19 protein-coding genes are annotated in these 20,106 nt (G+C 65.8%); 8 read left to right on the plus strand and 11 right to left on the minus strand.

Annotated elements, in window-relative coordinates:
• Window positions 1-27: 27 nt before the first annotated feature.
• The 4 genes from FIV34_RS11775 to FIV34_RS11790 form a co-directional block, all read right to left on the minus strand.
• A complete protein-coding gene (locus FIV34_RS11775) occupies window positions 28-1,002 on the minus strand; it encodes a zinc-dependent alcohol dehydrogenase family protein (RefSeq protein ID WP_139982965.1) in 975 nt (324 codons plus the stop codon).
• Window positions 1,003-1,019: 17 nt separating this feature from the next.
• The gene (locus tag FIV34_RS11780) at window positions 1,020-2,255 is read right to left on the minus strand and encodes a hypothetical protein (protein WP_139982967.1); all 1,236 of its coding nucleotides are present in this window, start codon (window positions 2,253-2,255) and stop codon (window positions 1,020-1,022) included.
• A gap of 184 nt (window positions 2,256-2,439) precedes the next feature.
• Window positions 2,440-2,997 (minus strand): hypothetical protein, encoded by a 558-nt coding sequence (locus FIV34_RS11785; protein WP_139982969.1) that lies wholly within the window; start codon window positions 2,995-2,997, stop codon window positions 2,440-2,442.
• Between the two features lie 286 nt (window positions 2,998-3,283).
• Window positions 3,284-4,174, minus strand: coding sequence for a LysR family transcriptional regulator (locus tag FIV34_RS11790; protein WP_170207603.1), 891 nt, complete (start codon window positions 4,172-4,174; stop codon window positions 3,284-3,286).
• 248 nt (window positions 4,175-4,422) lie between these two features.
• Here FIV34_RS11790 and FIV34_RS11795 point away from each other — a divergent pair, with 248 nt between their 5' ends.
• From FIV34_RS11795 to FIV34_RS11805, 3 genes are read left to right on the plus strand one after another with little or no spacing between them, the layout of a single operon-like run.
• Entirely contained in the window at window positions 4,423-5,088 is a 666-nt protein-coding gene (locus FIV34_RS11795; RefSeq protein ID WP_139982973.1) for a helix-turn-helix transcriptional regulator, read from the plus strand.
• An 18-nt stretch (window positions 5,089-5,106) separates the two neighbouring features.
• A complete protein-coding gene (locus FIV34_RS11800) occupies window positions 5,107-5,685 on the plus strand; it encodes a helix-turn-helix transcriptional regulator (RefSeq protein WP_170207604.1) in 579 nt (192 codons plus the stop codon).
• Window positions 5,686-6,318, plus strand: coding sequence for a response regulator (locus tag FIV34_RS11805; protein WP_139982977.1), 633 nt, complete (start codon window positions 5,686-5,688; stop codon window positions 6,316-6,318).
• Here FIV34_RS11805 and FIV34_RS11810 read toward each other — a convergent pair.
• Both FIV34_RS11810 and FIV34_RS11815 read right to left on the minus strand, forming a co-directional pair.
• Window positions 6,315-7,121 (minus strand): alpha/beta fold hydrolase, encoded by an 807-nt coding sequence (locus FIV34_RS11810; protein WP_246058604.1) that lies wholly within the window; start codon window positions 7,119-7,121, stop codon window positions 6,315-6,317. The two genes, FIV34_RS11805 and FIV34_RS11810, sit on opposite strands and share 4 nt — an antisense overlap.
• Before the next feature lie 46 nt (window positions 7,122-7,167).
• Entirely contained in the window at window positions 7,168-7,911 is a 744-nt protein-coding gene (locus FIV34_RS11815) for a sensor histidine kinase (RefSeq protein WP_170207605.1), read from the minus strand.
• Window positions 7,912-8,445: 534 nt separating this feature from the next.
• On the opposite strand from FIV34_RS11815, the gene FIV34_RS11820 reads away from it, so the two are divergent.
• Window positions 8,446-9,114 carry a sensor histidine kinase gene (locus FIV34_RS11820; protein WP_170207606.1) on the plus strand — a complete coding sequence of 223 codons (669 nt, stop codon included), beginning with the start codon at window positions 8,446-8,448 and terminating at the stop codon, window positions 9,112-9,114.
• Here the strand turns inward: FIV34_RS11820 and FIV34_RS11825 are convergent.
• Window positions 9,086-9,505 carry a MarR family winged helix-turn-helix transcriptional regulator gene (locus FIV34_RS11825; RefSeq protein WP_139982983.1) on the minus strand — a complete coding sequence of 140 codons (420 nt, stop codon included), beginning with the start codon at window positions 9,503-9,505 and terminating at the stop codon, window positions 9,086-9,088. The two genes, FIV34_RS11820 and FIV34_RS11825, sit on opposite strands and share 29 nt — an antisense overlap.
• Between FIV34_RS11825 and FIV34_RS11830 the strand changes: the two genes are divergently transcribed.
• Together FIV34_RS11830 and FIV34_RS11835 are read left to right on the plus strand one after the other, a co-directional pair.
• Entirely contained in the window at window positions 9,483-10,307 is an 825-nt protein-coding gene (locus FIV34_RS11830) for a glutathione S-transferase family protein (RefSeq protein ID WP_139982985.1), read from the plus strand. The genes FIV34_RS11825 and FIV34_RS11830 overlap by 23 nt on opposite strands.
• 84 nt (window positions 10,308-10,391) lie before the next feature.
• The gene (locus tag FIV34_RS11835) at window positions 10,392-10,712 is read left to right on the plus strand and encodes a hypothetical protein (RefSeq protein WP_139982987.1); all 321 of its coding nucleotides are present in this window, start codon (window positions 10,392-10,394) and stop codon (window positions 10,710-10,712) included.
• Here FIV34_RS11835 and FIV34_RS11840 read toward each other — a convergent pair.
• From FIV34_RS11840 to FIV34_RS11850, 3 genes are all read right to left on the minus strand, one after another.
• A complete protein-coding gene (locus tag FIV34_RS11840) occupies window positions 10,676-11,200 on the minus strand; it encodes a DUF1993 domain-containing protein (protein ID WP_139982989.1) in 525 nt (174 codons plus the stop codon). The genes FIV34_RS11835 and FIV34_RS11840 overlap by 37 nt on opposite strands.
• A 145-nt stretch (window positions 11,201-11,345) precedes the next feature.
• The gene (locus FIV34_RS11845; protein WP_139982991.1) at window positions 11,346-11,879 is read right to left on the minus strand and encodes a GNAT family N-acetyltransferase; all 534 of its coding nucleotides are present in this window, start codon (window positions 11,877-11,879) and stop codon (window positions 11,346-11,348) included.
• Window positions 11,876-13,516: an alpha/beta hydrolase gene (locus tag FIV34_RS11850; protein WP_246058605.1), complete on the minus strand. Its 1,641-nt coding sequence runs from the start codon at window positions 13,514-13,516 to the stop codon at window positions 11,876-11,878. The genes FIV34_RS11845 and FIV34_RS11850 overlap by 4 nt, the downstream gene beginning before the upstream one ends.
• A gap of 353 nt (window positions 13,517-13,869) precedes the next feature.
• Between FIV34_RS11850 and FIV34_RS11855 the strand changes: the two genes are divergently transcribed.
• A complete protein-coding gene (locus FIV34_RS11855) occupies window positions 13,870-16,713 on the plus strand; it encodes a sensor histidine kinase (RefSeq protein ID WP_170207607.1) in 2,844 nt (947 codons plus the stop codon).
• Window positions 16,714-16,764: 51 nt separating this feature from the next.
• Here the strand turns inward: FIV34_RS11855 and FIV34_RS11860 are convergent, their stop codons facing one another.
• Complete coding sequence (locus tag FIV34_RS11860) at window positions 16,765-18,384, minus strand: hypothetical protein (RefSeq protein ID WP_170207608.1); 1,620 nt, start codon at window positions 18,382-18,384, stop codon at window positions 16,765-16,767.
• A gap of 229 nt (window positions 18,385-18,613) precedes the next feature.
• Between FIV34_RS11860 and FIV34_RS11865 the strand changes: the two genes are divergently transcribed.
• On the plus strand, window positions 18,614-20,083 hold the full coding sequence (locus FIV34_RS11865) for a hypothetical protein (protein WP_139982997.1): 1,470 nt from the start codon (window positions 18,614-18,616) through the stop codon (window positions 20,081-20,083).
• Window positions 20,084-20,106: the final 23 nt, after the last annotated feature.

The raw sequence follows: 20,106 nt of genomic DNA on the forward strand, positions 1-20,106 counted from the left end.
TTGCGGGGCGGTCACGGATGCCCTCGCCTACCAGTTGCCCGGGGAGAGCTCGAGGAGGACCTTGCCGCCGGCAAGCGTGTGCTCAATGGCCTTTGCAAATTCGCGGGCCGGATAGACGGCCGCGATGGGCGCCGAGAGCGTGCCGTCCATGACCATGCGTATGGATTCGTCGAGAATCCCGGAAATCTTCGGCAGGTACTTCGGCATCGCCTGGTAAAAGCTCGTCAGCAAGATGCCTTTTCGCATGAGCGGCCGAAGGTCGCCCGGAGCCTCGACACCACCCATTTGTGCGTAGGAGACAAGGGTGGCGTTCTTGGTCGCCACGGTCGCGAGGCGTGCCGTCGAATGACCACCCACGCCATCAATGGCCAGGGGCACCGGCGCACCGTCGAGGACGGCGCCGAGGGTTGCGACCGCCTCGTCGTTGTCTTCGATGACGATGTCGCCGCCAAGCGCCTTGACGTCGGCAATCCGCGATGCGCTGCGGACGAGGTTGATGGTGCGAAGACCGCGTGCTTTGGCAAAGGCAATGATGGCGCGACCGACGGCGGAGTTTGCCGCGTTCTGGACAACCCAGTCGCCCGCCTTGAGCGGGGCGAATTCCGACAGGAGAAGCGAGGCGGTCGGCGGGTTGATGCGCAGCATCGACAGCTGCTGGAGGTCGCCGTCCGGCACGCGAACGAGGCCCGCCGCCGGGGCACGGATGCGCTCGGCCCAGGTGCGTCCGTAGAGCGGAGCGAGCACATGGGTGCCGATGAGCGCCGGGTCGACGTTGCTGCCGACGTCGACCACACGGCCAACGCCTTCGTTGCCGGCCACTGCCGGCAGTTCCGGGCGCACGGGGAACGTTCCCCGGATGAGCAGGAGGTCGTTGTGGTTGACCGGCGCAAAGCGCATCTCGATGGAGACTTCGGCGGGATGGAGGCGGTCTGCAACGTCGATATCGGCAAGCCGGAGGACTTTGGTCGGGTCACCGAAGGCGGTGAGCTGGATGGCGTTCATGGGGGTGTCCTGGGAATTCAGGCAATGCGACGCAGGAAGGGATTGCCGTGCACGGTCATGGCCAGTGCATGGGACGGGTCGTCGCCGAGTTTGTGCCGGACGGCGAGGTTGGCGGCGAACGTTGCCCCCATCACCGTCGCCCCCGACTTCCACGCGTCGATGAAGGCCGGGAGCCACACTGCAGGCATCTGGTCGGTGACGGGCCAGGGGGAGGAGATGACCGCCTGGACCCCCTGTGCGAGAAGGTGGTCGGCGGTGTCGCGCCAGCCGCCTGGCTCCCCCGGTCCGAAGGCAACACGCGTTTCGGCATCAAAGATGATGACCGCCCCTGCCGCACCGATGCGCTCGGCGACGTGGACACGGCGCGCCTCATCCCATGCGCCGAAGCCGGCGATGACGACAAGTTCGCGGTTGACGATGTCTCCGGGCATGTCGCTGACGTCGAGCGTCAGGCCGTGGCTGGACGCGACTTGCACGAGTGCCCGGCCAAGCGTGCTGTCCTTGCGCGACGGGCGCAACCAGAGCAGCGGACCGTGCCGTGCCGGCTTGAGGGTGGCCCGCGCATGGGTGAGCCATGCCATGGACGGGGCACTGGCCATCGGGACGATGTCACCGGCAAACCGTTCGCCCTGCATGAGCAGGTTCGGGGGAAGCGTGCGCATCCGGCCGTCGCTGATGACGACGGTTGGTCGACTCAGCTGCACGCCGGTGCGAAACCACGCCATCGTGTCGACCATCAGGGTCGGCTGCGCGCCCTGGTGGACAAGGCCGTACTTCCGGGGAAATTCCCGGCGCCAGCGCCGGTGCGCCTGGATGGAGAACTCACTCCCGGGAAGCTCGCGCGGCAGATGCGGATAGCCACCGCCGACGAAGTGGACGACGGCATGCCCGAGGTCGTGCGTCGACAGGTACATCACGTCAACGCCCTCCCCCGAGACGCGACGCGCAGCCTTGAGGGGACGGGCCACCTCGGTCGGCAGCGGATGCGGCATCACCCGGGCGCCTGGTGCTGTGCGGTCGGCGTCGGCGAGGATTTCGGCGAGGAAGAACCCGTCGTCCTCATCGGCCAGTTCCGGATTTGACGCCAGCAGCGTGCGGGCCATGTTGACGAGGGCATCGCGCGTGATGCGGTCGTTGACCAGGGATGAGCGGGTCATGCGGCCAAGCGAGCGGGCGAGGCCCGCAACACCGTCGGCACCAGGCGCGATGCCCGATGGAGGCGGGAGGGGCGAGACGGTACGGGGGTCGACCATGGCGCACTCCACAAAGGGGGACCGCCGCAAGCGGCCGTCGAAGGGGGCACACATTGCTCCTCCCGCGACCTCGATTGGAGACCTGACGGGGAATAAGTCCTATTCGGTGGGATGCCCTGTAAACCGGGCGCACCACGCACCAAATCGCACCCCGCCGAGCCCCTGCCAAAACACGGGCGAACGGCTACCCGACGGCGCCGAGGCTCGATGGGCCGGTGAGGCGGAGCATGCGGTCGGCGAACTCCTGCTCCATGCCCGCTGTGTGGGTCGACGCGTCGTGCATGAGGAGGTTCAGTGGTACCCGGTAGCGCATCGCGGCCGTGACGGACAGCTCCGCATCGGTCAACCAGCTGCGCGCGGCCGTCGCGTCCTCGCGCGCGGTCCGCCAAGTCGACGCACCGTGGGAGGCCGAGAGGACGAGGGTACGCACGGTGACGGCCATGCCGTCGGCGATGGACACGGCGGCCGTTACCGCAGGCTTCCCCAAGCGTTCTGCAAAGCGCTTTCGCGGCGTCACGAGGCCTTGCTCGACCAGGGGCCTGAGCGACGGGGGAAGATTGTTGCTGCTCCAGTGGTAGTGGACGACTTCAAGCTCCCGCCTGAAATCCTCGACCAACGCGCGAATGTCGTACTTGTTTTGCAGGTTGAGCTGGCTGACCAGGAGGTCAGCACCCGGGTGGCTCCGCTCGATGTCGTCGACGACCGCTTCGAGGCGCCGGCAGTCCGCGCCGACGAGCAGCATGCGGTAACCGTTGGCAACAGCGGCCCGGGCAACGGTAAGGTCGAGTCCTTCGGGAAGGCCGAAGCTCAGAAAGGTCCCAGGCATCACCCATGCCCCACGATGGAAGCGGACGCGCCGGGATGTGGGGCAAGGCGCGAGCGCGCCGGCCCGGTTGGTGGGGCAAAGTGGCGCATGGAGGACCTCGCACGGTGGGCTTGCTCCACACGGACACCGGGAGCGACGGACACCAGAGTGCGACCTTGCCTGCAGCGGGGGAATCCCGTGGCAGGGAATAGGATTTATTCCCCTACCGACCGTGGCTCAGTTCAGGGATGGTGCGGAACTTCTCATGGAGGAATTCAGTAAACACCTGGGCCTTGCGCGGTTGGCGACGCCCCATCGGGGTCAGCGCACTGATGGGAAACGGTGGGGGCGAGTACTCGTCGAGCACCTGGCGCAGGCGCCCTGCCCTGATGTCAGCGGCATACAGCCAACCCGGGTTGTGGCCCATGCCGATGCCGTTGAGCACGGCACTTCGCAAGTAGTCGGCGTCGTTGCTGCGGACAACGGAGCGCGGCTCGAAGGTGACCGCGTCACTCCCGTCGACGAAGCGCCATGAGCGTGGCGCGCCGTGGAACATGAAGACGACACAGGGCATCGACTCGACGTCCTTGGGATGAACCGGCTCGCCATGGCGCTCGAGATAGCCCGGCGTTGCGACCGTTGCATATCGAGCGCCCCCGATGCGGCGGGCAACGAGTGACGAATCCATCAGCGGGCCGATGCGGATGGCAAGGTCAATGCCATCGCCAACGAGGTCCGCGTGGCGGTCGGAGATTTCGAAGTCAACCGTCACGTCAGGGTACTGCTCAAGGAACTCGGGCAGGAATGGCATGACGTAAAACCGGCCGAAGGCGGGCGACAGCGCAACGCGAAGCAGACCGCTGGGCGCCACCTGGCCGCGACCGATGCGCGCTTCGGCCTCATCGATGTTTTCGATGACGCGCATGGCGGAGTCGTAATAGTCCTGTCCGGCCTCGGTCAGGCTGATGCGCCGGGTCGTTCGGCGAAAGAGCTGTGCGCCGAGACGCGACTCGAGCGCTGCAATCTGCTTGCTCACGGTCGACTGAGCCACCGCGCTTGCACTGGCTGCGCGCGAGAAGCTGCCCGTGTCGGCGACACGGATGAAGAGCTGCATGACACCCAGCTTGTCCACTCGTCCTCTCTGGGCCAGACGGCCATTGCATCCCGTGCCTTCAACACCTGTCTTACCCGTCGCCTGGAGCAAACACGGGTGTTGCCGGATGTGCCCATTGTCGAAGGCCATGGTGCCGCGCGCGCCCCCCATTCGGGGGGCACGGGGGCCCACTGTTGGAGGGTAGAGGGGAATGCCTTCCTGGCCGTACCTTGGAGCCATGAACAATTGCGGCAGGTGGAGGGGAAGCCATGCACCTCATCGCGGACATCCCAGGCCCGGACGACAGCCTCGAGCATCCCACGCTCGCCTATGTGACATCGTCGACGACATCCCGGCTGCTGAGTGTTGTCGTTGATGTCGGCACGAAACGTCTTGTTGCCGCAGAGCGGGTCGGCACGGCGCATCCGGCAGACCAGGAGCAGCTTTACCGTGCCATCGAAGCCATCATCGGCGATGTGCGGCGGGCGGAAAATCCCTCCCCTGTCCTCGAAACCCATCTGGTAAAGGCGCTCGCTGCATTCCGCGAGCACCTGCGGCCACGTCGCCGGCGCTGCCGGGGTGGCCTCTCGCCGGCGCAGCTTCGCATTGCGACCGCAACGCTGGGGTCAAACCTGTCCGGTGACGTCGTCGTCGCACATGTGGCGGCTGCCTGCCGCGTGTCCGAAGGGCACTTTTCGCGCGCGTTCCGTGTATCGACCGGTGTGTCGCCGACGCGCTGGCGCCTTGAGCAGCGGCTGCACTTTTGCCGGCAACGCCTCGTTGGCAGTGATGACGCCCTTTCGGTCATTTCCGCACAGGCGGGATTTCCTGAACAGAGTTACTTCAGCCGGGTGTTTGCCCGGACCAACGGCATGTGCCCGAGTGAGTGGCGCCGCATCTTCAAGGGTGCGTCCCTTGCCCCGGTCGCGGCGTGATGGATGTGGAGGTGGCCCATGCAACCGACCCTGCCCCGTGAGCTGACCGGAACCGGTGACACGACCCGTGCGACCGTCCACGACCCGTTGCTCGAACGCCTCGGGCGCATCCTCCTCGATGTGCTGTCCCTGCCCGGACGCGGTGGGGACGCGGCATCCCATGTGCTCGACGCGGTGCGTGCCCGGGTCATTGAGACGGGTTGGGCGGCGCAGGCGCCAGGGCGCCCTGCGGGCGCGCTGCACCTGTGGCAGGAGGACCTCGCAAAGGCCATGCTGGTGGGTGATGACGAGGGGCACGCCGGCGTTGCGGCCATTGCCGGCGCCTGCGGCCTGTCATCGGGACAGTTCTCCCGTGCCTTCAAAGTCGGCGTCGGCATGTCGCCGCAGCGCTGGCGCCTTGCACGCAAAGTCGAGCGGGCAAAGGCGCTGATGCGTGAAGGGCATCTGTCCCTGACGGATATCGCGTGCGAGTGCGGCTTTGCCGAACAGAGCCACTTCAACCATACTTTCCTCAAGTTCGTCGGCGAGTCCCCCGGCGCCTGGCGCCGACGGGAGATGCCCGACGCCGCTCCACGCTCCACCCACCCACGGCGATAGATGGGAACCCCCGGCACCCCAATCCGCGTCCTTGCCGTCGATGACCACTCGCTGATGCGGGCAGGCATTGCGGCGGTCATCTCGCGGGCGCCAGACATGGTCATCGTCGGTGAGGCGGCGGACGGTGCGGAGGCGTGCGAGCAGTTCCGCATCCTGCGGCCTGATGTGACCCTGATGGACCTGCAGATGCCACGCATGAACGGCATCGAGGCCATCCAGATTATCCGCCAGCAGTTTCCCGATGCGCTCATCATTGTGCTGACCACCTACAAGACCGACGCCCAGGCCATGCGCGCCCTGCGCGCGGGAGCACAGGGTTTCTTGCTCAAGAACATGCTGAGGAAGGACCTCGTCGACCTCGTGCGCAATGTCGTCGACGGCCGGCGCGTCATCAACCCGGAAGTGGCGGCGGAGATTGCCGACCATTCCACGGAAGACCCGCTGACCGAGCGGGAAATCGAGGTGCTCGCGCTCGTCGCCGAAGGCAACTCCAACCGCGAGGTCGGTGTGCTGCTTTCCATCGGCGACGAGACGGTCAAGGGGCACATGCGAAACATCTCCGCAAAGCTCGGCGCGCGTGACCGCACGCACGCCGTGGCCATCGCGATTCGTCGCGGCATCATCGAACCCTAGTTGCCTGACGCCGCCTGTTCGATGGCGGCCGCCACCTCTGCCGGGTGGGACAGCATCGGCACGTGGCTTGCCTTGACGGTGGTGACCTTCGCGTTGATGTGCTTTGCCATCGATGCCTGGAGCGAAGGCGCAATCATGTGGTCGTCGGAGGCCAGGACATACCAGACGGGTTTGTTGTGCCAGGCGGCGGTCGACACCTTGTCGGCGAGGCAGCCGGCAAACCACGGGCCCTGGGTCGCCGCAATGAGTCTTGCGTCGGCGGCAGGAAGGTCCTGGGCGAAATGCTGGGCGACGGTATCGGCCGGAAGGGTGAGGAAGCCACCGGCGTCTTTTTTGAGCACACTTGCCCACACCGGGGGCGCCAGACCCTTTTGCACGTCGTTGAGTGATTGCCCGTTGTCGGGCGCGAAGGCTGCGACGTAGACGAGCGAACGGACCTTCGGGTTGTTGCCCGCCTCACTGATGACCGCGCCACCCCACGAGTGCCCCACGAGGACCACCGGACCATCCGCCTGCTCAATGGCGCGCGTTGCAGCGGCTGCGTCGTCCTTGAGGGATGTGAGCGGATTTTGCACGGCGACGACATGCAGCCCCTTGGCCTCAAGCAAGGGGATGACCTTCGCCCAGCTTGAGCCATCGGCGAATGCACCGTGGACGAGGACGACGTTTTTTGCCGGCGGTGGGGTCGCCGCATTCGCAGCGACGGGTACAAGGCATGCGAGCACGGCCCACAGCATTCGGATGCGCATGGCACATCTCCAAGAGCCCGGCACATGCCGGTGGTCCATGGTCACCGGGCGCATGCCGTGACGATTGCCCGCATCGGGGCCTTTTGCTCTTTCCTGCGCCCTACCCCGGTGCGCTGGCGTCCCCGTTCCGCCGTCCGTAGGCAATATCACCTGCAAGGCGGAGCTCAATGGCCGTCCCGGACCGCATTGACACCGTCAACCGCCCCCCGATGCGCGCCGCCCGTTCGCTCATCAGATGCATGCCACGGCGCCCATCCTGCCCCGTCCGCAGGACCACATCGTCCCCGAGACCCCGGCCATTGTCCTCGACGGATGCCGAAAACTGGTCCGCGCGAAAATCGATGGAGACACGGATGCGGCTTGCTTCGGCATGGAGCGCGGCGTTGCCCATCGCCTCAGACAGTATCCAGCGCACCTCATCGCAGACGACCGGTGCAAGGGGAACGGGTCGGCCGTGGACGCGCACGCTCAGCCGGCATCCGTGGCGGTTGGCGAGGTCACGCCCGAAGCGGCGCAGGTGGACAACGACGTCGCCCTGCCCGCATTGCTCGCCGCGCCACGCGGCAAACGCGTCGCGAGCGCGGTTCATGAGCCGGTCGGCGTCGTCCAGGAAACGGTCCATGGCAACGCGCCCTGCACTCCCCTGGGGCAATCCCTCCTTGGTGATGTGCAGTCGCAGGATGATGGCCTGGAAGGTCTGGAGCATGTTGTCGCCGAGTTGCTCGAGGCGCCGCTCCCGCGTGGCAAAGCGTCTTGCGCACCAGGCGCGTGTGACGAGGACACTGACCATCGCCGTGGCCACAACAAGGACGATGATGGGGATGACAATCGCGGTCCACGCCATGGCACCCTCCCGGGCCGAACCGTCGCCCTGTCCGGAGGCGGTCCCCTGTTGCGCCGGCGATGGCCGGAGAACCAAAAAAAGGGCGGGGACCATCCTTCCCCGCGAGCTGCGGGAGAGGACCAGCAGGGACGCGGTCCCCCGCCACGGCAAGTCAAATCAGGCGCACCCAACATTCACAGACTGAAAAAAGTCTGGCCCCAATGCCGGTTTGCCATTTGCTCAATTCGACCGGAGTTGCCTCTGGCGAACCGGGCCGCCTGAAAGATGCCGGAAAGACCCATCCGTGCCGTGCGTCCCACGTCCCGAACGGGCGCGCACCATGCACCAGATGCCCACCGACCACCACCCTTCGCAGCGCATATCAATCATTCGCCCAGGGAATCAGTCAGAGGGCGAAATGGCCCCACTCTCTAGGGCCGGCCCGCACCCGATTTTTCCATGCCTCCCTTTTCACCTTCGGCCATGTCGTGGCTTTTCGTCCTTGTTGCCAATGCCGGCCTCGTTTTGCACATCCGACGGGGTGCAAAGCGGCAAGTGCGCATCGCGCAGCGCGAAGAGCGCATCCGCATTGCCCGCGAGCTCCATGACGGGCTGGTCCAGGACATCCAGGCGCTCATCCTCGGTATCGACAACGCGCGGCGCGGACACAGCGCGCAGCGCGATGCCGCGCTCGACCATCTGGTCATCGCCGCCGAGGCGTCGCTCGACGAGGCGCGCGCACGCATCGAGCACCTGCGCACGCCCCTTGCCGATGGCCCGCTTGCGGATGTTCTCGGACGGCGGCTCGGCGAGTGGATGCAGACCACGGGGCTCGACATGCAACTGTGCGTCAGCGGTGAGGTGCGAAAGGTCAGTCCCGATGTCACCGCCGAGCTCCTCCTTATCGCCCAGGAATGCGTGAGCAATGCTGCAGCTCATGCGGGGGCGACCCTGGTCACGGCCCATCTTGCGTTCGGTCCACGCTCCCTGATGCTTACCGTCACCGATGACGGGTGCGGCATGAGTCCCGGGGCGGCCCGGGGAGAAACGCCCGGGCGCTTTGGCCTTCGTGGCATGCGGGAGCGTGCCGAACTCATCGGGGGCGTCCTGTTTGTCGAAAGCAGCCCCAACGGGACGACCGTCGGCGTGCAGGTGCGGGCGCGCGACGCCTACGCCGGGCGCTGGACCGCTCTTCTCAAACGGTTCCCAAATCGGCGTGAATGACGTCGTGCAGACGGGCCCGCAGTGCATTCGCGCGGGCGGGGCCGATGGCCGATTCGAAGTGCGCCTGGGCGGACTGCCAGAGGCGCTCACCCCGGCGGGCAAGGCGCTTGCCACGCGTGGTTACCGAGACAACGCGCGTGCGCCGCTCGGCATCGGCGTAGACCACGAGTCCGTCATCGACGAGCGGGCGCAATTGAGCGGCGAGCGGGCGCCGGTCGAGGACCATGACGCGGGCGAGGGCGGAGAGTTCGATGGGCCCGATGGCGGCGATGGTGGCAAGCAGCTGGTACTGCGCGGCGCGCAGGCCCGTGGGCGCGAGGGCCTGGTCATAGAGCACCTCGACGCGGCGGGCGGCCTGGGTCAGCGCCATGCTGTGGCAAACCACTTCCATCGCAAGCCCTGTCGACCGACAACCCCACCACGATATTGCGCGCCCCGACCGGATGCAATCACCCGAACGGGGCGTTTCGTCCAAAAAAACAACCGGTTTCGTGCCATGGCGTCAAATCGCACGCGTCAAGGCAATTTCCGGTGCTGATGGACCGCGATGCTTTTTCCACAACCCGCCTTCGGGAAAGATGATGTCCGCACTCGACCTCCACGGTGCCCGCACCGGCAACAGCCTCCGCGCCTCACTCGCCCTTGCCGAGTCCGGCCTGCCCTTCCGTGCAATACCCGTCAAGCTCGGCGACGGCGAACACCGGCGCGCCCCGTTCCTTGCCATCAATCCGCTTGGCAAGGTGCCTGCCATGGTCATCGATGACGGGCACGGTCCCTGGGTGCTTACCCAGTCTGCGGCCATCATGCTCGAAGTCGCGCGCCGGAGTGGTGGCCGCCTGATGTCCCCGAACCCGCGCGACGCGGCCGTTTCACTCGAGCGGTTCTTTTACTTCCTCACCGACGTCATGGGTCCGTCGCACGCCGGATTTGCGCTCCGCCAACACGGCATGACGGACGCTGCAGCACATCTCGACGAGCTCGTCGGCGTGCGCATCCGGGACGCTGAAGCATTCCTGCGGCGCACACCCTGGATGGGCGGGACACAGTTTTCCATCGCCGACATCGCCGCCTTCGTGCTCGTTCGCGCCAATGCCGGTGCGGTCGACTTCGACGCGCACCCGGCGCTTGGTGAATGGGTCGAGCGCATCGGTGCGCGTCCGGCCACACGCCTTGGCCTCTCGGCGTTCGGCTGACCGGTAAGTCCAGCCACGGCGATTTGCGCAAGCACAGGGACACGCGCCGGCAGAAGCTTTGCTCCATGCCACCGGAGGAAGACCATGTCCGCCACCCAGGTCCACACACGACCCCTGCCCCTCGCCCCCATCATCCAGGAAGCGGTGGCCATTATCGAAGCCGTGCTCGACGGGGATTTGGATGAGGCACGCTTTCGCACGTGCCTCATCACAACACTCTCCCTTTGCCGCGACCTGCCTGATGTCGGTCACGCCGCAGGCGAGCTCTTTGGTCTGCTCGGCCCGCCGGGCTCAACGCCGGACCGGCGCTTTGTCGCCGCCATCCGCACCCTGTCAGAGGCGATTGACCGGGCCATGGATGTCGGGACTCAGGCCGACTGGATGTACGACAGCGGTCCGAAGTAGTCGCGCTTGCCAATCTCAAGACCCCGCGCACGGAGGATGCCGTGGAGGGTGGAGATGTGGAAGAAGAAGTTTGGCAGGACCACGGTCAGGACGTACGTCTTCGCGTCGAGTTCCCCATCGACACTGCGATAACTCATCTGGATGGTTTTTTCCTCGGCCTGTGCCATGTCATCGGCCGACACCGAACGAATGAACCACCGGGTGTTGTCGACGCGCGCGAAGAGTTCAGCGAAGGTCGACTCCGTGTCACCCATCACCGGTGCGGTTTTTCCGGAGAGCCGTGCGGCGCATCCCTTGGACGTGTCACTGGCGCGCTGCACCTGGCCGGCCAGGGTGAGCATGTCGGGGGCAAGGCGTGCCTGGATGAGGACGGCAGGGTCAAAGCCGAGTTCCTCGCAATGTGCCTCGGCAATCTTGAGGTAGTTGTCGACACGGTCGAGGCCGCGCAGGAGGACGGGGATGGTGATGTCAAACAACGTGAGCGACATGGACTTCCTTACGGGCAAACCGGATTGGTTCGCAACATGCGGAGGATTCCATTGCACGCCACACGTGGGTATGGGCGGGAAGGAATTTCAATCATGCCGTGGGGGAATGGATGGGCGCGTCAGCGATGGACCGTCCGTGGAATCATCACCGTTCGAGCCAGCTGGACAGGTTGGCAACGAGGTCGTGGGTCGCCATGCGCGTGGCCTGGCCCTCAACGCCCTCTTCGACCCAGGAAAAGCGGATGCCCATCTTCTCGTAGAACCTGCGGCGGCGGGCGATGTTGTCTTCGGTGGCATCTTCCGGGGCAAGAATGATGTTTGACAGCGGGACACTCGGAAGTGACCGGAGCCACTCGATGGCGACTGCGGCGGCGAGTGTGCCGATGCCATGCCCCCGAAATGCTTCCTCGACCTCGATGCGGCCTGCACCAAGCAGCGCAGCGCCCTCATCAAAGTCGTTTGGCGCCTGCCAGTCGACCTTGAGCATCATGGCGGTGGCCATGTCCCCGTCCGGCGGATGGGCGGCACGGACAGTGATGGCGATGGCCTGGCCGTCGTCGGGAAACGAGGACCCAATGGATTCGACCGTCACGGACGCACGAAGACCCGAACGGACGTGCTCGAACATGACGCCGTCCGGCTCATCGGGCGAATGAGGCATGGTTTGTGGGTCGGTCATCTCGACGTGCTGTCCTGCGCTGGGGAGGGGCGGCGGGCGCCAGGCCGCGCGAGAGCATACATCTCCCAGCTGATGGCCTTGAGCAGAGCGTATCTGTCGTCCCCTGCCGTATAGAGGTCAAAATGGGTCTTGCCCGGCAAAAAGCGGATGTCGCTCCGTGCACCGAGGCCGTCGAGGGTGTCTTTCAGCCGATGGACCGGACCGTCGAGGTAACACGTGTCGTTGGTGCCGACAATGACGTGGATTTTGCCGTCGAGGTCGCCTTTGAGCTCCGGCCAGTGGCGGCGGAGGCGCTCCGCAATGTCGTAGTGCTCGCGCCAGTAGGCCGCGACGTTTGCCTCGACCGCACCGGTGTCCCGGTTGAAGAGCGGCATGGGGCGCCCATCCGGTCCTTTGGGGGAGAACACCCATTCGAACGATGCAAGCTGTCCACCAAAGTCGCCGAGCACACGCTCGATGCGGGCAAAGGTCTCAAACGTCGCAACCACGCGGCCGCTGGCCCGCATGAGCGGGACGGGGGTCCCGTCCTGCGCGTGGTAGGCGTTGGCCCCCGGGGCGTAGAGGTCGATGCCGGTGAAGTCGTGGAAATCCGACGGGTCCGGTGATGTGGACCACGTCCCGCCAAAGAGTGCCGGGTAACGGGTCTGGAGCCACAGCGTCGCCCACCCACCGGACGAGTGACCATTGAGGAAACGCCCACTGGCTTTGCCGTCCATGCGGTACTTTGTTTCGAGCATGGGGATGTACTCACCCGTCAATGCCGCGCCCCAGGGCCCGTTGTTGACCGAGTCGGCAAACTCGTGAGTGCCGGTCGGGCCCGATTCGTCGAGGAAGACCCAAATCATCGGTGGCATCGCCCGCGTCTTCATTGCATCCCAGACGATGGCAATGGTGGTTGCAAAGCGCTCGAACCCGGCCCCGAAGCCGTGCGTGTAGTAGACGGTCGGATAGCGGGTTGTTGCACTGGCGTCATAGCCCGGCGGGGTGAGCACCCAGGCGCGGATGGACACCGCATGCCCGGCGAAGGCCGACAATAACGGACTGTTGAAGCGTTCCGCACGGGTGTGTTCCTTCGCCTCGTCGACGGCATCCTTCGCCACCTTCGGCGCCGAGCCCGGGATGTGCCAGGGGTCGCGCGGGGGGACCGCGTGGGTCAGTGAAAGTGTGGGAAGGGGCGTCCCGGGTGCAAGATGCACCGTCTGCACATCGCTCAAGAGGTCCCCCGACTTCCTGCCCGTGTAGCTGTACTCATGGCCGACATCGAGGACCGCCTGGAGAACGATGTCGCCGGAGAGCGTCGAGAGACCCGCCGGCCAGACAAGGTCATCCCCATCGACATCCACGCCCTGCCCCGGTGCGAGGGAGGTGACCTCGCGGGCCATGATGGTCACGTCCGTCGGGCGGAACAGGTCGAGGTCGACCTCATCGATGTCACCGCCCTTTGCCGCCGCGCGCGCCTTGTCGAGTGGCTCGGCAAAGATGAGAAGCCGACCGGACGTCTTTGTCATCGCCTTGTCGAGCGCGACGTGGACGAAGCGGTGCGTCGCGCTCCCCGCTGTCGCATCAGCGAAGGGGGCGACCGTGAGGAAAAGCGCCGCGAAGACGGCAAAGACGGACCGCATGGGTGAAACGGGCATTGCACATCCTCATCTGTCGTGGCCACAGTGCCCCCGCGCACCACAACTACGCAGCCGTCGGAGGCGACCGGGTCGTATCCCACGAACCGCTCATGCAAACTTGTCTCTTTCCGGCGCGCTTGACCTCCATTGTGAGAAAGCTGCATCGGGCATCCGCACGCTGGCAAGGCTTCCCGCAGGAATGGAACACAGCCGCGCAATCGGACAAGACCGGCGTGGGAGCGGTGTTAATGTGGAGGTAACGAGCGAGGGAGACGGGCGTGCGGAGTCTGCGGCGAATGCTGTTTGTCGTGTGCGCCATCGCGGCCTGTCCCGTACTCCCGGCGTACAGCCGCGAAGGGTCTGGCGTCGCCATGTCACCGGACGTTGCGCTCGGCACCTTCGAGCACACCGCATTTGCCGCCCGCGACGATGTCCCCAAGGAAGTCGCCGCCATCGCGCAGACCACTGACGGCTTGCTGTGGCTCGCTGGCGAGCGCGGCCTGACGTTTTACGACGGCACGACGTTTCGCCCGTTCATCCCGGCACCCGGGGAGGCGTTGTCGTCGGGGCAGCTCAACAGCCTCCAGGCGCTTCCCGACGGGAGCCTTGCCATGACCTACATGCGACTGGGCCTGAGCGTCCTCAAAGACGGGCACCTGACGCACTACAGCAAGGACATCGCACCCGGGTCGTCGTCGCTTGCAGGCACCTACCACGGCCAGCTCTGGATGTTCTCGGTCAGCTCGGTCGATGTCTTGGACCACGGCACCATCCGGCACGCTGCCGAGTTCTCCTCGGCACCCCGCATATCGTTCGTTGCGGTCGACCCGAGGCAGGGCAATGTCTGGATGGGGCGCGGCGGGCGGATGGCGGTCCTCCGCCAGGGCGGCAAAGGGTTCGAGGACCGGGGTCCTGTCGTCGACAAGGTCAACCATGCAACGTTCGATGCACGGGGCATCCTGCTCGTCAGTGCGCGGGATGGCGTTCACCTGTACGACATCGAAGGCGACAAGGCGACCGCGCGACCTTATGTCCTGCCCGTATCGGCGGGGGAGTCGGTCATCGACCGGCGCGGCCACGTGTGGCTCGCCACCCGTGGTTCCGGTGTCCGTTACTACCCGGCGCTCCCCACGGAACCGTTGCCCGGAGAAACGATGGACCACGACGGCGGACTGACGGCCGCGTACACGTACGCGACCCTCGAAGACCGCGAAGGCAACATCTGGGTCGGCACCCAGGGGGGCCTCGACCGGTTCCGCCAGACCCCGTTCACGCGCCTCGTCATCCCCAACGGGATGCATACGGTCGCCGTTGCGCCGACCGGAAACGGCGTGTGGCTTGGCAGTGAGAATCTTCCCCTGACCTGGCTCGGCGCCAAAACCATCCCCGTGATGACGGCCGTGCCGAAGATGGCGCTCGCCCTCTTTCCCACAGGTGACACCGTTCTCGCTGCCTCACCGAAGACCCTCTTCGAAGGCCGTGACGGGCAGGTCAGGCAAATTGCATCCCTGCCCTTTGACGATTTCGTCGGCGCCATCGCACGCGACAACGAGGGCCGCACGTACGCGTTCGAGGACGCCGACCGGAGTGCTGTCGCTGTCCTCAATGGAACAACCTGGTCGTCCATTCCCACACCCTATGGCGCGAAGTCACTCACACCCGCGCCTGACGGCGGCATGTGGGTGGGTGGTCGTGACAACCATCTCCTCAAGTGGGGCACGGGGGTTTCCGTGACCTACGACAGCCGGAGCGGACTGTCCGTCGGCATGGTGAGGGTGGTCGCCTTCCACAATGACATGCTCTGGGTCGCCGGCAGTGACGGCATCAATGTGCTCGACAACGGGCATTTCGCGCGGGTGACCCTCAAGGACCACCCAACCCTCGATGTGACGGGCCTTGTCTTTGACCGCACTGGCGCCCTCTGGGTCCATGCCCTCGAAGGACTCGCACGGGTTGACCCCGGCGACGTGGCAACGGCGGAGCGCGCCACAAGCGACGCCCTGCCCGCCCGCTGGTTTTCCGCCGCCGATGGCGTCATCGGCTCGCCGTCGGTCATCTACGCGTTCCCGTCGCTCAGACTCGATGACAGAGGCCGCCTCTGGGTTCAAAACACCGCTTCGGTCGCCTCCATCGACCCCGCGCGGGTGGCCCCGGCCGCATCGGCGCCGCCGGTGAAGATTCTCGGGGTGTCGAGCGGCGGGCGCGCATTGGTTGGCAGCGGTCCGCTTCCCATCGGTCCTTCGCGCGACATGCAGGTCGACTACACCTCCCCCGCGCTTGGTGACCCGGCGTCCATCCGCTTTCGCTACCGCCTCGACGGTGTCGATGAGGACTGGCAGAACGTGGGTGCAAGACGCGTGGCGTTTTACACCTCCCTCCCCGCCGGGATGCACCTGTTCCATGTCGAGGCCGGAAACGGGGACGGACATTGGACGAGCGAGGCCGCCGTCCTGGTGCAGGTCCGCGCACACTTTTACGAGACCCTGCTGTTCCGGCTTCTCGTCGTCCTGGCCCTGGTCCTCGCACTCTGGGGGGCGTGGCGCATCCGGCTCCAGCAGGTCACGTCCGCGCTTCGCATCCGCATGGACGAGCGGGAGGTTGTCGCCCGCGACATCCACGACACCATCTTGCAGGCCGCGCAGGCGATGGTGCTCAAGCTCGACGTGATGGCCACACACATCGGCAACGACGACGAGCGCCGGGAGCTCGCCTCACTTGCCGACTACGCGCGCAGGAGTGTTGACGAGGGGCGGACCCAGCTCGAGCGGGTGCGGGTCGAGAGCAAGGATGACTTTTACCCGGTCGCGGCCCTTCTGGAGACCGCCAGTGAACTTTCCCTGCAGGCGCCGACGGAATTCACGTGGCGCGTCGAAGGCAAAACGGTGCCGATGAATCCGGTCGTTGGCGGACAGGTCCGGGCCATCGTCTGCGAGATGCTCACCAATGCGTTCCGTCATGCCGGCGCACCCAACATCCATCTGCATGTCGACTATGGCGTCAAGGCGTTTCGCATCAGCGTGCGGGACGACGGCAAGGGCATCATCGCCGACCCGGGACGGGGACGCCACTTCGGCCTTCGCGGCATGAAGGAGCGCGCGATGCACTGCGGGGGTTCTTTGCTTGTCGACTCGACCCTTGGGGGGACGACCATCGGCCTTGCCTTGCCGGCAAAGCGGGTCTACCTCACCTCCGCCCGCAAGAAGGGCCCACGGTAGCAGCAAGCCGCCGTGGGCCCCTTGGCCGGTTTTGCACCCGGTGGCGTGTGCTCAGCGGCCGGTGGTACCGGTCTGCCAGAGCACGACCCCTGCGCGCACCAGCGTGACGTTGCCATCGTCGCCGACGGCAAGCTGTGCCGGGGCGGTGCCTGCCGTATGCGTGGACCAAAGAACCGCGTTTGCGGCATCAACGAGAACAAGGTTGCCGTCGGCGCCGAGCACCAGGCGTGCAGCATGGGCACCGACAGTCTGGCTCGCCCAGGTGGGACCGGTCAGGGAATAGAGGACCAGGTTGCCATCGGACTGCAGATGGAGGCCAAACTTTCCGTTGCAGCTGAGCAACGTGCCTTCGACCGCCAACGTGTCGTCTGCACGCATGACACCGCAAGACGGCGGGCCAGGCATCGTCGGCATCGCGCCCGCCGGTGTCTCGCCGCGATACATGCGACCGATTTCATACGCGAGCTTCAGATACCAGTCCGACGGCAAATCGAGCCCGTCTGCGTCGAGCGTCAGCCAGAAGGCCTGGGCGGGCGCATCTGAATGGTGCGCTGCGACCTTGAACATCGCCGTGCCCTCGTTGACCTCGTTGAACATGGCAATCTCGACCATGTCCGCGCCCACAGCCCGTGCGTTGGCCGCCTGGTGCCACAGGAACTGGCCGCCGAGGCGGGGGAGTCCATTGCCGTGCGGGGTCGCGCTGTGGTCGGAGTTGACCTGCTGGTTGTAGTTCGACCCACCCGGCATGATGAGCGGCATGTATTTCTGGCCGTGGCCGTTTTGCGCGACGCGCGCCATGTCGGGGACGAGCCGGTAGTTTTTCCACCCGTCGACGTCACCGAGCGACGAGTACGCGCCCACGGTCCAGGGGTGGATGATGTCCATGGACGCATAGACCGACGTCCAGTCGGGCTGGCCCTTGGCCACAGGGTCGGTCCAGTTCCAGCCCACGCCGCCGAGGATGACGGCATGCTGCGTGTTGTGGAACCAGTCGATGATTTTCTGCGCGAGTGCCGGGCGGCGAAGGTGGCCGCTGTCGTTGAAGCCAAGGCCCCAGAGACCCACCAGGGGGCGGCCGTCCTGTTTGAGATACGCGGGACTTTGCGTGATTTTCAAATCATTGACCAGATGCAGCCAGTCGCCTTCGATGATGGCAAGCGCCTGCTCGTCCGTGTACGGGTCATAGTTGCCCGTCAGGTCGTAATCGATGGCGAAGACGCGGCCGTTGGCTTCTGCCGCCGCCATGATGTTCCGCTCAGGCGTGTCGTTGTCCCGCCGGCTTTGCTCGACGCAGCAGATGAAGCGGGCAATGAGCGCGCCGTCGATGTCGTAGTCGTGCATCCACTTGAAATGCGTCATCGCCGTCCCCGGCCGGAACGAGGAGAACACCGCACCCGGCTTTCCGCCGACGGTCAGCGCTGGCGTCGGGCACAGCTCGTCTTGCGGATAATCAGCTGTGTCCGGGTAGTTGTCGACGACAACATTGGACGCCGTCGGGGCGAGACGGTCATTGGTCCAGTGGTCGAAGCTGTTGCTTTCGGACCCGTCACCGGGACAACGGAACCAGGTCTGATATCCGACGAGGACCTTGCCGGTCAGCGAATTGGCGTCGACGGTGCGGGCGGGCGATACACCCGGCAGGAGACCTGCCAGCAAAACAAGCGCGGCCATCAAACGGCCACGGAGGGGTCGGGGTGTCATGGGGACCTTGGGAGGGGACGGCGGGATGCCGGTTGCGGCATTCTCCGGAGCCTACGTGGCGCTATGTGTGACGCGGGTCCGGCACTGATGCCGAATAAGTCTTATTCCCTGGGGAACCATGACTTATGGACGTTAAAAAAAAACCAATCGCGCAGATTTGCCCCTTGAGTTGTCGCCATGACAGACCTGCAATGGGTGGATGAAAATTCTCCTTGCAGCCCTCCTCCTCTGGCCACTTTGTGCCGTCGCCGGCGCACCGGATGGCAACACGCTCCGCGCGCATGTTTCCTTCAGCGTGACCGATGGCGCGGTCACCAGCGTCCACGTGGAAGAATCCTGGACGGTGTCCCCGGGCACGCCACCGACATGGTCCATTCCGACCCGCCTCCCCGGCCTGCCGCATCTTGCCGATTCGCTCCATGCCATGGCGGCGACGGACGATGCCGGCGATGTTCCGCTCAACCATACCGACGTCGACAACGCGCCCGCGCCGCTTCGCCGCTGGACGCCAGTCCGCGCGGTCGATGGCACGCTGACGGTGCGTTACACGGTCACCCCGCAACCGGCCAGTGAAGCCGGTGGCCCGCCGATTGGCCTCATCGGTGCAGGCGGCGGGATTGCCGGGGAGACGGCCGGCATGCTCGCGCTGCCGGAAAGCACGGCGACATTTGACGTCCAGCTGACCGCCGACGTGAGCGCGCTGGCCAAGGGTTCGGTTGCAACGAGCTCGAAGGGTGAGTTCCCGGTAACAGGCAAGATGACCATCGACGACCTGCAGAGCATCTGGGTGTTGTTTGGCCCCGCACGCCGCCTCGACGCGCCGCCTTATGCCGGCTTTGCCCTGGGAGCGCCGCCCGCAGACGCCGGTGACCTGCTTGCGTTCGGCCAGCGCGCCTACACTGCCCTTGCTTCTTCGTTCGGCTACCTCGGCATGCCACGCTACCGGCTCTTCCTGCGCGCCGTCGAAGGCGAGTCGCCGGCAACCGGCACGTCGGAGAGCGGTGGTGCGCTGGTCACGCTCGGGAGCACGTTCCGCGCCGACCAGAAGGGGGATTACATCCATGATGTCCTCTTCCACGAGATGGCCCACAACTGGGTCGGGCACCTGTCGCCAAACGAACGGTGGTTTTCCGAGGGGCTCGCCACGTACGTGGCGAACGTCATCCGTTGCGAGCACGGCCTCGACGCATGGGCGGCGTGTGCCGCACAGCTGACGGAAAAGACCGGATGGGCGCTCGATTCGCGTGCCCGCAACTGGCCGATGGACAAGATGAAGGGCGCGGCGTTTTCCGACGCTGCCGTCCAGCGGACGCCCTACGGCCGGGGCATGCTCTACTTCGCAGCGCTCGACGCGACCATCCGCGAACGCTCGGCGGGAAAGAAAACACTGCTCTCAGCTCTTGCCCCCGTCTTTGCCGGCCGGGAGCAAGGCAAGCCCATCACGCGCGCGGTGTGGGAGGCGTGGTTGACCGACGCTGCCGGGCCATCGGCGGTCGGGACCTTCCACCGGGTGGTCATCAACGGTGAGGACGCAGGCGTGCCACGCACGGCGTTCCCGGACTGTCTCGCACCGGTGCGTGTCCGTGTCAGGCCACCGGGTGCAACCGCATTTGCCGACAGCTACACGTGGGTCGTCCCGGCGGGATGCCGGCCGACGGTGGCGCACTGACAAGCCGGAAGCTTGTGCCTGTG

It is taken from the genome of Luteibacter pinisoli (assembly GCF_006385595.1).
GTDB lineage: Bacteria > Pseudomonadota > Gammaproteobacteria > Xanthomonadales > Rhodanobacteraceae > Luteibacter > Luteibacter pinisoli.